Annotated in this window: 10 protein-coding genes; all 10 read left to right on the forward strand. The window is 50.6% G+C overall.

Annotated features, from left to right (window positions below; translation table 11 throughout):
* Positions 1–133: 133 nt before the first annotated feature.
* The 10 genes from ACR9Y8_RS10555 (at position 134) to ACR9Y8_RS10600 (ending at position 16434) form a co-directional block, all read left to right on the forward strand.
* Positions 134–649, forward strand: coding sequence for an RNA polymerase sigma factor (locus ACR9Y8_RS10555; RefSeq protein WP_481213223.1), 516 nt, complete (start codon positions 134–136; stop codon positions 647–649).
* 49 nt (positions 650–698) lie between these two features.
* Positions 699–1721: a FecR family protein gene (locus tag ACR9Y8_RS10560; RefSeq protein WP_481213224.1), complete on the forward strand. Its 1023-nt coding sequence runs from the start codon at positions 699–701 to the stop codon at positions 1719–1721.
* A gap of 77 nt (positions 1722–1798) precedes the next feature.
* Positions 1799–5251, forward strand: a complete 3453-nt coding sequence (locus ACR9Y8_RS10565; protein WP_481213225.1) for a SusC/RagA family TonB-linked outer membrane protein — start codon at positions 1799–1801, stop codon at positions 5249–5251.
* Positions 5252–5278: 27 nt separating this feature from the next.
* The gene (locus ACR9Y8_RS10570) at positions 5279–6880 is read left to right on the forward strand and encodes a SusD/RagB family nutrient-binding outer membrane lipoprotein (protein ID WP_481213226.1); all 1602 of its coding nucleotides are present in this window, start codon (positions 5279–5281) and stop codon (positions 6878–6880) included.
* Positions 6881–6911: 31 nt separating this feature from the next.
* On the forward strand, positions 6912–8222 hold the full coding sequence (locus tag ACR9Y8_RS10575; protein WP_481213227.1) for a cryptochrome/photolyase family protein: 1311 nt from the start codon (positions 6912–6914) through the stop codon (positions 8220–8222).
* A 46-nt stretch (positions 8223–8268) separates the two neighbouring features.
* Complete coding sequence (locus tag ACR9Y8_RS10580) at positions 8269–8874, forward strand: RNA polymerase sigma-70 factor (RefSeq protein WP_481213228.1); 606 nt, start codon at positions 8269–8271, stop codon at positions 8872–8874.
* Positions 8875–8969: 95 nt separating this feature from the next.
* Complete coding sequence (locus ACR9Y8_RS10585) at positions 8970–10205, forward strand: FecR family protein (RefSeq protein WP_481213229.1); 1236 nt, start codon at positions 8970–8972, stop codon at positions 10203–10205.
* A 35-nt stretch (positions 10206–10240) separates the two neighbouring features.
* Positions 10241–13480, forward strand: coding sequence for a TonB-dependent receptor (locus ACR9Y8_RS10590; RefSeq protein WP_481213230.1), 3240 nt, complete (start codon positions 10241–10243; stop codon positions 13478–13480).
* A gap of 16 nt (positions 13481–13496) precedes the next feature.
* The gene (locus ACR9Y8_RS10595; RefSeq protein WP_481213231.1) at positions 13497–15002 is read left to right on the forward strand and encodes a RagB/SusD family nutrient uptake outer membrane protein; all 1506 of its coding nucleotides are present in this window, start codon (positions 13497–13499) and stop codon (positions 15000–15002) included.
* A 1-nt stretch (position 15003) separates the two neighbouring features.
* Entirely contained in the window at positions 15004–16434 is a 1431-nt protein-coding gene (locus ACR9Y8_RS10600) for a glucoamylase family protein (protein WP_481213232.1), read from the forward strand.
* The last annotated feature ends 6 nt before the right edge of the window (positions 16435–16440 follow it).

The following is a 16440-nucleotide window of genomic DNA, read 5'->3' on the forward strand; positions in this document are numbered from 1 at the left end:
ATTTCAAAACATTATCCTAATTTTCATTCCACGGTAGTATAGGAAAAAGCGCTGTTATCGTTTTTATCAACCATTTCTTGTACCTGTAATTGTCCTGATGTACAGCAACTATCCAGATCAACAGTTACTTAACTTGCTGAAAGCCGACAATGTAGCGGCTTTTAACGCGATCTATGACCGTTACAGCAAGCCATTGTACCTGTATATCCTGAGTAAGCTCGAAACCAGTGAGATCAGCAAGGATGTACTGCAGGACCTCTTTGTTTCCCTCTGGGAGAAAAGAAAACAGCTGCAGATCAGCGAATCGCTTAAATCCTACCTCTACCAGGGGGCCAGGCACAAGATCATCGACATTTACCGGAAGAACAGCTCTTACCGCAAGTACCTCCAGCAACTGATCGAACATTTTGACGCCCAGCCGGAAAATATCACCGAAACCGTTGATTATAAGGCCAAAAACCAGGAAATACTGGAGGCCATCAACCATTTACCGGGTCGCATGAAAGAAATATTCATGCTAAGCCGCCTTGAACATCAATCCATTGAACAGATCGCACAAAGGTTAGGGCTTTCCCAGCAAACCGTCAAGAACCAGATCACAAAAGCGCTGAAAATTCTGCGCTCGCACACAGAAACAGGCAACGGGTAGTACCAGTAAACGGCTTGTACGACTACTTGTAAACCTTAAATGAGAAACGGTGGATACAGAACATATAAAAAATATACTGGAGCGCTATACGAAGGGACAATGCACGGCTGAAGAATCCATGGTCATTGAGCAATGGTTTGAAGGCGTTAACAGGCATAGTTCGCCCCCCGTACCCGACGAAGATCTGCCCCTGCAGCTGGAAGCGGTCAAACAAAGCATACAGGAAAAGATACAGGTGCCCCGCACCCGCCGGCTGCGCCCCTGGTATTATATAGCTGCCGCCGCCAGTGTACTGCTGGTAAGCGGCGCCTGGCTCTTTACATATTTGAAAACATCCCGCGTGGCTGCCCCGGCCGCTGCGCCCATGGCCAAAACCTCGCCTGCCAAAAGCAGCCGCAGCGTGAAGAACGGCTTTGTACAGCTCAGCACCGCCAAAGGCGCTACCGAACGCATCGTGCTTTCTGACGGCAGCACCATCGTGTTGAACGCCTCCAGCCGCATACGCTACCCACAGCAATTCTCCGCCGCCGGCAGAGACGTTTACCTGGAAGAGGGAGAAGCTTTCTTTACCGTAGCCCCTAACCAGGAAAACGCTTTTACCGTGCACACAGGCGATATTCATACCACGGCGCTGGGCACCACCTTCAACATCAGAGATTATGCACATGAGCGCCGCATCACCGTGGCCCTTCTCAGCGGCAAAGTGAAGATAGACCGTACCCATAACGGCAACCCCGAGGGTAACGCAGTGATATTAATGCCCAACGAACAGGTACACTACAATGTGCAGTCCCTTCAGCTGGTAAAATCCACCTTTACCAAAGCAGAAGAGATCACCGGATGGAAGCAGGGCTACCTCGTATTCAAAGACGCGTCATACAATGAAGTAATAACCGAAATAGAAAACCGGTACGGAGTTACCATCATCAACCAAAGTGACAAAAAGGAATGGAAGTATACAGGCTTCTTCAAAGAAGAAAGCCTCCAGGATGTGATAGAGACCATATGCCTTGCCAAGTCCCTTTCTTATTCTATCAGCAACGACACTATCGTGCTGAAAAACAGCCGCTAGCATTTAGCCATTAGCTCTTAGTCTTTGCCGACGCTAACAGCTAGTAGCCAGAAGCTAACTGCCAATAGCTTACACAAATGCCCACGACCGTAAGATCATACTTCCGCCTGGCAGGTATGACTGCCGGCCTGCTGCTCCTACTGCTGCCGGTTGCGGGTACTATTTTGCCTATACTTGTGAGCATAGACGCCAAAAACAAACCCCTGGAAGCGGTGATGACAGCCATCGCCACCCAGACAGGCCTGAACTTCCACTACGACAAAGCCGACCTGAGCCAGCAGCTAAAAAAGAAAATAAGCCTTCACTGTAATAAAACCCCTATCGATGAAGTATTGCAGCTGCTAAGCAGTCAAACCGGGCTCAAATTCGTCTTAAAAGAAGATAAGATCATTGTAGGGGCAGCTGCAGATAGCGCAGCGGGCACTGAGCTGCAACATCTTGCCCTGGCCGAAAAAGAGATCACAGGGCATATATCCGATCCGCAGGGCCGCCCCTTGCCCGGCGCCACCATACTGGTAAAGAATACGTCCAGGGGTGCACAGGCTGCAGCAGACGGTAGCTTCTCCATAAAAGGTACCGCCGCCGATGTATTGGTATTCCGCTCCGTAGGACACCTGCATAAGGAAGCCGCCATCGGCGACAACAACGAGATCAACATCACCCTGCAAGAAAATATCAAAGGCCTGAACGAATTCGTGGTGACGGCCCTGGGTATCTCCAAACAAACCAGCGAACTGACCTACTCCACCCAGCAGCTAAGCAACGAAGACCTGGCGCGCGTAAAAGATGTGAACGTGATCAACAGCCTTTCCGGTAAAATAGCGGGTGTCAATATTTTCCGCAGTGCATCCGGCATCGGCGGCTCTGCCAGGGTGATCCTGAGAGGGAATAAATCCACCCGCGAGAACCAGCCCTTATATATCATAGATGGAGTGCCCATGGCCAACTACACCCCTTCCCAACCGGCCAATATCTGGGGAGAATCCTCCAGCATTGTGGGCAACAGCGGACGGGATGGCGGTGACGGCATCTCCAACCTGAACCCCGATGATATTGAAACCATCAGCGTACTCAAAGGCGCCTCTGCCGCCGCCTTATATGGCAGCCAGGCCGCTAACGGCGTGATCGTGATCACCACTAAAAAAGGCAGGCCCGGTAAAGGGCATATCAACCTTTCTTCAGACCTTACCATAGAAACGCCCATGCGCCTGCCCAAACTGCAATACCGTTATGGGCAAACGATCCTGCCGTATACAGATGACAAAGGGAATCCCCAGCCGGGAGCAGCCGACAGCTGGGGAGCACCGGTAAATGCACCGGACCATGTAAAGCCTTTTTTCAATACAGGCGTCACCTTTACCAACTCCCTTTCCTTCAGCGGCGGACTGGATAAAGCGCCCTCCTACTTCTCGTATTCCAATACTACCAATAAAGGTATACTACCCAATAGTAAGCTGGACCGTCATACCTTTAACTACAGGGGCTCGCTGCGCCTGCTGGACAACCGCCTGGTAATAGATGGTAATGTCACCTTCATGCTGCAGAAAGCCCTGAACCGCTCTGCCAGCGGCCTCTATTTCAACCCGCTTACAGGCTTGTACAATTTCCCCAGACGGCTTGATTTCAAGGCCTATCAGCAGTATGAATACTTCGACCCTTCCCGCAACCTGATGCTGCAAAACTGGTGGAATATCCGCAACGATAAGGAATGGATAGGCCAGGACGATCAGCAAAACCCTTACTGGCTCCTGTACAGAAGCCTCCGCGAAGAGAACAGGACCCGCAGCATGGGCTCCCTTTCCATGAAATACCAGCTGGCCAGCTGGCTGAGTATCCAGGCGAGGGGCAGTTTTGACCGCTCTTATGACCAGTATGAGCTGAAGGCTTATGCAGGTACCCAAACCGTACTTTCGCCGCCCAACGGGCGCTATACGCTCGAAAAAGAGACCAATACACAGCTGTATGGAGACCTCATCCTGAGCGCGGCCCGTAAGCTGAATGACCACCTGCGCCTGTCGGCCACCCTGGGCAGCAGCATCATGGACGTAAAGGCGCATGACAGAACATTGATCAGCACCAATCAGAATGCCAACCCGGGACTGAGCATCGCCAATCACTTTTCCGTAGCAGATATTTCCAGCAAAGCCCTGGACGCACAACAATACATTGAACGGAAACAGCTGCAGGCCGTATTTGCCAGCGCACAGCTGGGCTACAGGGAATTTCTCTTCCTGGACCTTACAGGACGTAACGACTGGTCAAGCACCTTTGCCTACACGCCCATTGCAGACAAAGGATACTTCTACTACTCCACCGGGCTGGCAGCGATCCTGAGCGAGATGGTGAAACTGCCATCATCCATAAACTTTGCCAAGCTGCGCGTTTCCTATGCCAGGGTAGGCAATGATATTGCGCCCTATATGTCAAACCCCTCCCGCTTTACCTTACAGACAGTGGCCGGTGTGACAAGGATCTCGTTCAACACGCGCGCGCCCTACCCCGGCGTGTACCTGAAACCGGAAGACAACCGCTCTGTAGAAGCCGGTGCAGAAGTACGCCTGCTGGACAGCCGCATTAATCTTGATCTTACCTGGTATAAGAACAATAACTACCAGCAATATATGGAAGTGCCTGCGCCTCCTGGCAGCGGCTACCTCTTTTACTCTACCAACCTGGGTAACATACAGAATACCGGGCTGGAAGCTACCATAACGCTGGTGCCCATACGCAATAAAACGTTCAGGTGGCAGTCTGCTGTCAATTACAGCTTTAACAGGAACAGGGTGATCAGGCTCACCGATCCGGACATACCAGGAGCAGGCCCGGACAATTATTTCATCCTGACCGATTTCCAGACAAACATGTACGGCTCCTTCATCAAGGAAGGCGGCTCATGGGGAGATATCTACAGCAATAAAGAGCTGTACAGGAATGATAAAGGACAGTATGTAATAGATGGCGACGGGCACCTGAAAACCAATAAAGACCTGCTGAAGAATGTAGGCAATCCAAACCCGCGCTTTACCCTGGGCTGGAATAATACCCTGGACTATAAAGGCCTTACGCTCAGCTTCCTGGTGGACGGGAAGTTTGGCGGTAAAGTGATGAGCATTACACAGGCCATCCTGGATGAATACGGCGTAAGCGAAGCCAGCGCCCGGGCGCGGGATAATGGAGGCGTGGCGTTGAACGCCGTAAACGAGAACGGCGCGCCCTTCTCCGGCAAATATGATGCACAGAAATACTATAATACCATAGGCGGCCGGGCAGGCATCGGCGAACTGTATATGTACGATGCCACCAACATCCGCCTGCGCGAAATATCGCTTAGCTGGCAGCTGCCTATCCGCGCTAAATGGATACGGCACTTGCAGGCAGGCATTACAGGCAGGAACCTTTGCTTCTTTACACTGCATGCGCCTTTTGATCCGGAAGTTTCCATGAGCTCCGGTAACGGCCTGCAGGGTATCGATGTATTTGGCCAGCCTGCATTGAGAAGTATCGGAATGAATATCAGGGTGGGATTTTAAGCTAACAAGTGAAATACAATTAGTGAAATGTGGTTTGTTCCAAATATGTTCAAACGTGTGATACTGGTATCCTTCGTGTGTGAGGTGCTGTGCAGTGCATGCACCAAAAACTTTGAGGATATCAACAGGAATCCTTATGATTTTAATGAGGACGAACTGAAGCCCGACCTGAAATTGCTGGGCGAGCCGCTGGTGCAAACCATGCTCAACATCATCGTCAGCAACGATCCTGCCACGGCGCAGGTGCAGCAGAACCTGATAGGTGATATCTACTCAGGCTATATGATGACGCCCACACCCTTTGAATCTAACCGTAACAATACCACCTACGATCTGCTGGATAACTGGAACAATCACGTATGGACGGTAGCCTATGGCAACGTCATGCCTAATTGCAAATTTGTACAGGAAAAATCCAAAGGCCAGTATTCCGATTTCTATGCCTGGGCCCAGCTGTTGCGCGTAGCGGCCATGCACCGCGTAAGCGATGTGTTCGGGCCCATTATCTATACAAAATACGGTATGATCAATCCAGACCGTAGCATTGATTACGATACCCAGCAGGAAGCCTACAATGCTTTTTTTGCAGACCTTGCCCAGGCCATCGATACGCTTACCGCCTATGCCGCGCCCCACATCAAAAGCAATTTTACAGCATTTGATCTTGCCTACGGCGGCGACTATATTAAATGGGTAAAGTTTGCCAATACCCTGCGCCTGCGCCTGGCCATCCGCATCTCAGCGGTTAGCCCGGAAAAGGCACGCGCAGAAGGAGAAGCTGCCCTGGGCCACCCGCTCGGATTGCTCACATCACCGGCAGATAATTTCAGTATCAATATCAACCCGGTATCACACCCATTATATGTGATCTGCTATAAATGGAACGATATCCGCATGGGTGCACCCATGGAATCAATTATGACCGGCTATCACGATCCGAGGCTGCCCTCCTACTTTGCCTGCTCAGACACCCGCGACTCTTCGTATAACGGTATACGTAATGGTGTGAACATTAGCAGCCGGGATACCTACAGTGGCTTCTCCAAACTGTCTATGCGCCAGTTCGCTGATAACAGGATCCAGCTGATGACCGCTGCAGAGGCCTGGTTCCTGAAAGCAGAAGCCGCTCTCTACGGCTGGAAGAATGCAGGCGATGCGGGCAGCAATTACGAGAACGGTGTTCGCAGCTCCTTTGCACAATACCAGCTGGACCCCTATTTTTCAGCATACATCAGCAACCACTCCTACAAGCCCAAACCTTATACAGATCCCAGGAATGCAGTCAACAATATACCCGCCGGCAGCGCTCACCTGAGCAAGATCACCATTCAGTGGCAAGAGAATGCTCCAACGGCAGAGAAGCTGGAGCGTATCATTACACAAAAGTGGATCGCCATGTTTCCCGAAGGAGAAGAAGCCTGGGCTGAATTCCGCCGCACCGGCTATCCTAAGTTATTCCCCGTGGTATTAAACTACAGCGGCGGAAAGATCCCAACGGATAAATTCATACGCCGTATCAGCTTCCCGCAGCTGGAATATGCTACTAATCCCGCCGGCGTGTCAAGGGCCGTACAAGCCCTTGGCGGGCCTGACAATGGCGGCACGCCCTTATGGTGGGACAAGCAATAAGCCGTACCTTTAAGAAAATCAAACCACGCTTATGGATGTGAACGTTTTCTGGTTCCGCCGTGATCTGCGGCTGGAAGATAATGCAGGATTATATCACGCACTGAAAAAGGACAAGCCCGTATTGCCCATCTTTATTTTCGATACTGATATACTGGATCAGCTGGATAATAAAGCAGACCATCGCGTGGAATTCATTCACACCGCCCTTGAAAAGCTGCAGGCGCAGCTGGTTACAAAAGGCGCTTCGCTGGAAGTATATCACGGCAAGCCCGTGCAGGCCTTTAAACAATTGCTGTCAACATATAACATCGGTAAAGTATTTACCAATCATGACTATGAGCCCTATGCCATTGCAAGAGATAATGCCGTACGCAAACTGCTGCAGGACAACGGCGTTGCTTTTGACACCTACAAAGACCAGGTGATCTTTGAGAAAAGTGAAGTGGTAAAGGACGACGGAAGACCCTATACCGTGTTCACGCCTTACAGCAAGCGCTGGCTGGCTACACTGGAAGCGCACTATACGGAAAGCCACCCGGTAGAACGGCACCTTGATAATTTCTTTCAGCAGCATCCCGTGCAGCTGCCCTCCCTGCAATCGATCGGGTTTAAGCCAAGCGGCCGGCCCTTCCCTCCTCCTATACCGGATGACAATACCCTGCGGCATTATGAAAAGCAACGCGATTTCCCGGCCATTGAAGGCACCAGCAAGATTGGTGTGCACCTGCGCTTTGGCACCGCCAGCATCCGCTCCCTTGTAAGCCGTGCGCAAGCACTCAGCCCCGTTTACCTGAAAGAACTGATATGGCGTGAGTTCTACCAGATGATCCTCTGGCATTTTCCGCATGTGGGACAAGGCAAAGCTTTCAGACCGGAATATGATCATATCAGCTGGCGGGATAATGAAAAAGAGTTTGAGCGCTGGTGTAATGGCACCACAGGCTATCCCATTGTGGATGCCGGTATGCGGGAACTCAGTGCAACCGGTTTCATGCACAACCGGGTACGCATGATCACCGCCTCTTTTCTGGCCAAACACCTGCTGATAGACTGGCGCTGGGGCGAGGCCTGGTTTGCTGAAAAGCTGCTGGATTATGATCTGGCCTCCAATAACGGCAACTGGCAATGGGCCGCCGGCACCGGTTGCGACGCCGCACCGTATTTCCGGATCTTCAATCCCAGCCTTCAGACAAAAAAATTTGATCCGCAGCTGGCATACATCAGGAAATGGATTCCCGAACTGGATAGCCTGGATTATCCACAACCGATTGTAGCGCATGAATTTGCCCGGCAACGTTGCCTGGAAGCATATAGTAAAGCCCTGAAGAGAGTATATCCATAGAAATACGTAACTTTAACCGGTAGGTTTTTTGCTTGCATTCTGCGTTATGCGTCAGGAACACCACAACGGTAATATGTTGCATATTACCGGGTTCAAAAACGGTAATACCGCTTCGTTCAGCTACTATTATGAGCTGTTTTACACTCCGCTCCGTTTCTTTGCCGAACAGATGACCGGGGACAGGGCCGCTGCTGCCGATATAGTGGCGGACATTTTTATTAAGCTATGGCAAAAACGTGCAAACTTTCATACGGAAGCAAACATCAAGGCATTTTTGTACATCAGCACCAGGAATGCCTGTTTCGATTTTCAGAAACATCTTCGCATTATTAAACGATCTCAAAAAGCAATAGCAGATAATACCGCGCAACAGGAAGAGGAAATAGTAACCAGCCATCTCATCCGTACAGAGCTATACTGGCATATCTACAACGCCATAGAAGAACTACCCTCCGGATGCAGAAGTATCTTTAAAATGAGCTACCTGGAGGATATGAAGAACCAGGAAATTGCCGATAAACTTCATCTCTCCATAAAAACAGTTAAGAACCAGAAAGCAAGGGCTATCCTGCTGCTGAGAAAAAAATTGTCTGAAGAGCACCTGGCTGCCTGGCTGCTCATATGCGCCTGTTTAGCCCATAGCCTGGAATAATTTTTTAAAAATTTTCTGATCGCATTTGGGCCTTATGTAACACTCAGTCGTTTCTATATACAAGGGCGGGTTTATTCACCTGAAAGCACCGCGTTATGGAAAACAGAGAACTAAGGAGATCCTATCAGATAGCTAATCTGATCCACAAGCACCTGGATCAGCGCATTACAGCGTCTGAAAGTGCTTTGCTGGAAGAATGGTTACGCGAAAAAGATAGCAACCGGGAGCTGTTCCTGCAGCTGGTGAAGAAGGAACATATCAGCCAGGCCATTGACAGGATGAGGGAAATAGAAGAAGAAAAAGCCGCTGCCTTCCCCGATATCATCCACCGCATCAACAGCCCTGCCTCCCCACCTACTATTAACCGCATGCGCAAATGGTACTATGCCCTTGCCGCAAGCGTACTATTATGTGTTTGCATAGGCACCCTCTTCTATATTAACCGGCACGCCGCTAACAGCCCCGCACCTGCTACTACTGCTTCCTATCAACACGATATACCTCCGGGCAGCAATAAAGCAACGCTTACCCTGGCAGATGGCACCGTTATTACGCTGGACAGCGCACAGAACGGTACCCTTGCACATCAGGGCAGCACTAAAGTGATCAAGCTGGACAGCGGGCGCCTGGCCTATGAAGGCGGTAAAGCTACTGGTAAAGGGATCTTATATAATACTATTTACACGCCCCGCGGCGGACAATACCAGATCACACTGCCGGATGGCAGCCGCGTATGGCTGAACGCCGCCAGCTCCCTCCGTTTCCCAACCGCATTTGCAGATGGCGAAAGAAGAGTGGAGATCAGCGGCGAAGTATATTTCGAGATTGCCAGCTTAACAGACAAAAGAAAAAAGAAAGTGCCGTTCATCGTTGATGTTAAAACATCTTCGTCACTTAGCAACGCCCGCATAGCCGTATTGGGCACGCATTTTAATGTAATGGCCTATAACGACGAAAGATCAGTAGCAATAACATTACTTGAAGGCGCCGTAAACGTCAGCGGCGCACAGGGAGACAGTCGCCTGCAACCGGGACAACAGGCGCAATTAAACAAACAGGGAACATTGAACGTAGTACCGGATGCAGACCTTGTAGCAGTAATGGCATGGAAGAACGGCTTATTCCAGTTCCACAACGCCGATCTGCCCACCGTATTACGTCAGCTGTCAAGATGGTACGATGTAGACATTGAGTATAAAGGAACCATTCCGCAAAGAGAATTTGAAGGCGAGATCCAGCGCGATCTTACACTGTCACAAGTACTGCGCATACTGGAAAAGAACCAGGTAAACATCAGCATTCAAGGTAATAAAATGGTAGTAATACCATGACTCGTTAAACATTTATCAACCATAACGCCACAGTTATGAAACTTGTAGTTCTACTCTTGTTTGCTTGCCAGTTGGCAAGCGCTAATGGCTTTTCCCAAAACATCACTTTTTCCGGAAAGAACGTATCCCTGGAAAAAGTATTTGCGGCCATCAAAAGCCAGTCAGGTCATGTATTCTTCTTTGACGCCGGCCTGCTGCGAAGCGCCAGACCGGTATCCATCAACGTCAGCAATGCCCCCGTGGCAAAAGTGCTGCGGGAAAGCCTGAAAGATCAGCCGCTTGATTTCTCTATTGAGAACAAGACCATCACCATTGTCAAAAAAGCGGCGCCTGAACCACCCGCCAGCGCAATGGAAGAACCACCGCCTCCGCCGCCTGCAGACATTACTGGCACCATTACCGACAGTACCGGCTCGCCCATACCCGGTGTGTCTATCAGGATCAAAGACACCAACCAGGGCACCGTTACCGACCAGTATGGTAAATTCAAGCTCAACGCCAATCCCGGACAGGTACTCGTTATATCCGCTATAGGATTTGCCCCGCGGGAAATAACCGTAGGCAGCGACCTGGAATATAACATCACACTGGCACGCGCCAACGCAAAACTGGATGAAGTGGTGGTAGTAGGTTATGGCACCCAAACCAGGAGACAGGTAACAGGCGCTATCTCCACCGTAAGGGGTGAACAGATCCAGAAGCAACCGGTATTAACGCCTGTACAAGGCTTGCAGGGCCTTACACCCGGTATACAGGTAACTGCATCCGGCCAGCCGGGTACACAACCGCGCGTAAAGATCAGGGGACTGAACACCATTCTTACCAATGAAAATCCATTATACGTGGTGGATGGCGTGCTCACTGACGACATCACCAACATCAACAACTCAGACGTAGTATCAGTAGATGTATTGAAAGATGGCGCCGCAGCGATTTACGGTAGCCGTGCCGCCAACGGCGTAGTACTGATCACTACCAAAAGAGGAAAGTCAGGAAAAATAAATGTTAGCGTGGACGCTGCTGTAGGCTTCAGGAAGATGACCAATAAAGTAAAGATGGCTGATAGCCGCCTTTATGCAGACTATACCAACGAAGCAAGGGCTTATAACAGCGAGCCTCCCTTGTTCAATCCGGACACACTCCGCTACAATACAGACTGGTTTGATGAGATCAGCCGTAAAGGATTATTCCAGAACTATAATGTGACCATGAGCGGCGGCTCAGAAAATGCACTCTACCTGTTCAGCGCCGGTTATCTTGGAGATGAAGGCATTCTGAAGGGAGCTGATTACTCCAGGATCGTTCTTCGCTCCAACAATGAGTTCCGCCCCGCCAAATTCCTGAAATTCGGCAATGTGCTGAACGTGTCTATCAGCGACAGGGACAACAAATCCAACAACGCATTTACAGACGCTTACCGCCAGGCGCCCAGTGTGCCGGTGAAAAATCCGGACGGCTCTTACGGCTATATCAGCGCCTTAAGCGTATCTAACCCGATAGCTACCCTGGAACTGGCTAACGAGCTGGCCAAAACGCAACGCTACCAGGGAAACGTCTATGGCGAGTTAACGCCGATCCAGGGCCTGACCTTCCGTTCTGCATGGGGCTTTGACAAAACCTACGGGGATAGTATCGAGTATAAACCTTCTTACAATTACCACATTTTTAATCACCCCGTTTCTGAATTGTTCGTAACAGACCATAACCGCTTCTACTGGGTATGGGATAATATCCTGAGCTATACACATGCCTTCGGGGATCATACATTCTCATTAATGGTAGGACATACCGCAGAAAAAGACAAAGGCCGGCGCATAGAAATGAGGGCCACCAATGTGCCGCCGCAAAAGAACCTGTGGTACATCAACCAGGGCGATCCTACCGTCACCTACGTACCCGCGGGTACCGCCGCTTTTAACCTGCAACGCAGAAGCTACTTCTCCAGGCTTACCTACAGCTATCAGAGTAAATACAACCTGAACGGCGTACTACGGCGTGATGGCTCCAGCGCCTTCCCTGACAACCGGCAATGGGGTACCTTCTATTCTATAGCCGGTTCCTGGATCCTGACGGAGGAAAACTTCATGAAAGGCGTATCCTGGCTGGATTACTTAAAGCTGAGAGTGGGATATGCGGAGTTAGGGAATGATGGTATTTCAAGGCTGATAAATAATGAATTATCACAGCTGCTGTCCATTACGCAGACCAATCCCTACGGCTTCCCCGGCGGACTGGTAAGAGGCATCACCTTTGACCAGATCAAAGATGCCTCGGCCAGCTGGGAAACCACTAAAGGCGTGGATGTTGGTATAGAGTTCGGTCTACTGGATAATCGCCTGAGCGGTGAAGTATCTTATTACAACAAGCTCACCAACGCATACATCCGGGTGCCTGCGCCGCCCTTTGTAGATGCAGACGGTATCCTCTCTCCCTCTGCAGATGTGCGGAATAAAGGCGTGGAAGCATCTTTGGGATGGAATGATGCCAGAAATAAGAATTTCACTTACCGCTTCAGCGTGAACGCCACCTTTAATACCAATAACGTAGATAAGATCAGGGGCGGCATTGATCTGGCAGAAGGTGGCCTGGGTAATGGCGAGATCACCACCTATACCGTACAGGGCAGGCCTATCGGCAGCTTCTGGGTATACCAGGTGGAAGGTATCTACCAGGACCAGGCAGAGATTGACAAAACCGCGCATTTCGTAGGCGCGTTACCGGGCGATCTTAAATACCGCGATGTTAACGGCGACGGCTCACTGGATACCAGGGACAGGGTATTTGTAGGCTCTTACCAACCCAAGTTCTACTACGGCATCAGCGGAGGATTTACCTGGAAGCAGCTCGACTTCTCCTTTGATTGCTACGGTAACCATGGCAACAAGGTATACAATGGTAAAAAAGCCGTGCGCTTTGGTAATGATAACATCGAAGCATCCCGCGCATCCCGCTGGACGCCCACCAATACCAATACTACTGAACCAAGGGCGTCTAACAACATTCCTCCGCCCTCCACCTACTTTGTTGAATCCGGGTCCTTCCTTCGCGTCAATAATATCACGCTGGGATACAACCTGCCTTCTTCCTTTATCAGCAAGGCTTTCATGAGCGGTGCCCGGATCTACATCTCAGCGCAGAACCCGGTCATCATTAAGGAGTTCTCCGGCTTCAGCCCTGAGCTGCCAGGCACCAATGCTTTGAACAGTGGTCTTGAGCTGGGTGTCTATCCCACCCTTGCCACATATATGATAGGTATCAACATTAACTTTAAATAACCGCCTTAGGTTTTTTATGAAAAAGATATTTCCGATACTCACAATACTTGCGCTGCTTATCGTCATCAGCATATCCTGTAAGAAAAGCTGGCTGGATCCGCCGCCGGAAGGCACGCTGATAAAAGATGACTCCACCTTTGTAAAACCGGAGAATGCCACACAATTTGTGAACTCCTGCTATGCCCAGTTAAATGAATGGGGCGAGCATGTATTCTCCTGGATAGGCATGAGCAGCATTACCTCTGACGATGCAGACAAGGGCAGCACCCCAGGTGATGTGGGCGCCGATAAAGACCAGATGGACAATTTCACCTATACGCCTACCAGTCTCTCTCCCTCAGAAGTATGGAGCGCCAATTTTGTAGGAGTGGGCCGCTGTAACCAGGCCATAGACAATGTGCCTAAATTCACCAATGTTCCTGAAGCATTAAAGACCAGGCTGGTGGGAGAAGCCAGGTTCCTGCGCGCTTACTATTATTTCAACCTGGTAAGATGTTACGGGGATGTGCCCTTGATAGATACAGTATACAGCTCCGATGATGTAGAGAAAGTAGTAGGCTCTTATACACGCCAGCCTAAAAGCGAGATCTATGCGCTGATAGTGGAAGACCTCACGGCAGCTGCCGCCGCTCTCCCCGTGAAGAGCGCATATGGCGCCGCTGATGTGGGCCGTGCTACGCAGGGCGCTGCGCTGGGACTGCTTGCAAAAGTGCAGCTCTATCAGAAGAACTGGGCCGCTGCAATAGCAGCTACCGACCAGGTGATCGCTTCCGGCGAATACTCCCTGGAACCTGATTACGCCCTGCTGTGGAGACAATCCACCGAGAACGGCCGTGAATCGCTTTTTGAAGTACAGGCGCAGAATGGCGGCGAAGGCTGGGCCACCGGCGGATATTCTGAAACACAAAGAGCCCGTGCAACGGTTACCGGCGGCTTTAACGGCTGGGGCTTCAACTCACCCAGCGCCAGCCTGGAAGCAGCCTATGAACCAGGCGATGTGCGCAAAGCAGGTACCATGTACTTCGCCGGCCAGACCTTATGGGACGGCGCAGTAATCGGCACCGACGCTGCCAACCCGCGCTATAACTACAAGTCATACGCCAGCCAGACAAAAGAAACCAACTATGATGGCTGGAACACCAGCAAGAACATACGCATTCTCCGCTATGCGGAAATACTGCTGATCAATGCAGAAGCAGCCAACGAAGCGGGACAACCCGCAAAAGCATTGCTGGCGCTTAACCAGGTAAGGGCCAGGGCCCGTGGCGGCGTAGCCGGCGTATTGCCGGATGTTACTGTGACAGATCAGGCACAGCTGCGGCAGGCCATCTGGCGGGAAAGAAGAGTGGAGCTGGCCATGGAGCACGACCGCTTCTTTGACCTGGTACGACAGGGAAGAGCAGGCACGGTCATGAGGGCGCAAGGCAAGAACTTTGTTGACGGTAAACACGAAGTATTCCCCATACCGCTGAACCAGATCCTGATCAGCCAGGGAAGATTAACACAAAACCCTGGCTATTAGTATGGCGATATTTTGCAGAACATTCCTGCTTGTGATGATAGCGCTCAACTGTGGCTTTCATGCATTGTATGGGCAAAAGAACCGCAAACAGGATGGGTTTCCAAATGCCATCAGGCGGGCAGGCATCATACCCAGCCTGCCTGATACTGCGCTACTGGAAGTAGTGCAGAAACAAACCTTCCGGTACTTCTGGCATTTTGCCCATCCTGTGAGCGGTCTTTCCCGGGAGCGCAGCAACACCATCCGCGGCGAATACTTCTGGGACTATGCGGACGAAGCATATGGAACACCTAATCTGAGCACTAATACTTACGGCCCCGAAGCCTGTGCCATTGGCGGCACAGGCTTCGGTATAATGGCCACGATCGTTGCCGTTGAAAGAGGCTGGATAGGAAAGGATACTGCCTTAGGCCGCTTAAAACAAATGGCAGACTTCCTGCTGAAGGCAGACAGTTACCACGGCATCTTTCCGCATTTTATGAACGGAGCTACCGGGAAAACTATTCCCTTCGGTAAGCTGGACGATGGCGCTGACATTGTAGAAACCTCCTACCTGCTGATGGGATTCTTATGCGCGCGCGAATATTTCAAAGGCGACAGCGACCTCGAAAGATACCTTCGCAACCGCGTCACACAGTTGTGGGAACATGCCAACTGGAACTGGCATACCAACAACAGCAATAATATGCTGTACTGGCACTGGAGCCCTTACAATGACTGGGATATGAACTTTCCCATCCGTGGATGGAATGAATGTCTCATCACCTATATCATGTCGGCTTCCTCGCCACGGCACCCTATCAGCAGGGAAGTATACAATAACTGCTGGATCAACAGCGCCTCCTATTTTAACGGCAAAACCTACTACGGTATCAAACTACCGCTGGGATTTGATTACGGAGGCCCGCTCTTCTTTGCGCATTACACCTTTATGGGCATAGACCCGCATGGGCTGAAAGATTTTGCTACCGACTACTGGGAGCAGAACACCCATCATACGCTCATCAACCGGCAGCATTGTATAGAGAACCCGAAAAAATACAAAGGCTATGGCGCCAACTGCTGGGGGCTCACCGCAGGCGATAGTTATAAAGGCTATGTAGCGCACAGCCCTTCAGAAGATTTTGGCGTGATACAGCCAACGGCAGCACTCTCATCGTTTCCTTATACGCCGGAGTACAGCATGCAGGCACTCCGGCATTTTTATTATGACCTGGGAGATAAAATATGGAGCGAATACGGTTTTGTGGATGGCTTCAGTGAAACAAAGCAATGGTACGCCCAAAGTCACCTGGCGATAGACCAGGGCCCGATTGTAGTGATGATAGAGAACTACAGGACGGGGCTGATATGGAAATTATTTATGCAGATACCCGACATACAACAAGGGCTGAAAAAATTAGGCTTTCAAAGCCCATGGTTGAAACAATAAATTTTT

This window comes from Chitinophaga sp. SVR4-12A (assembly GCF_056754765.1).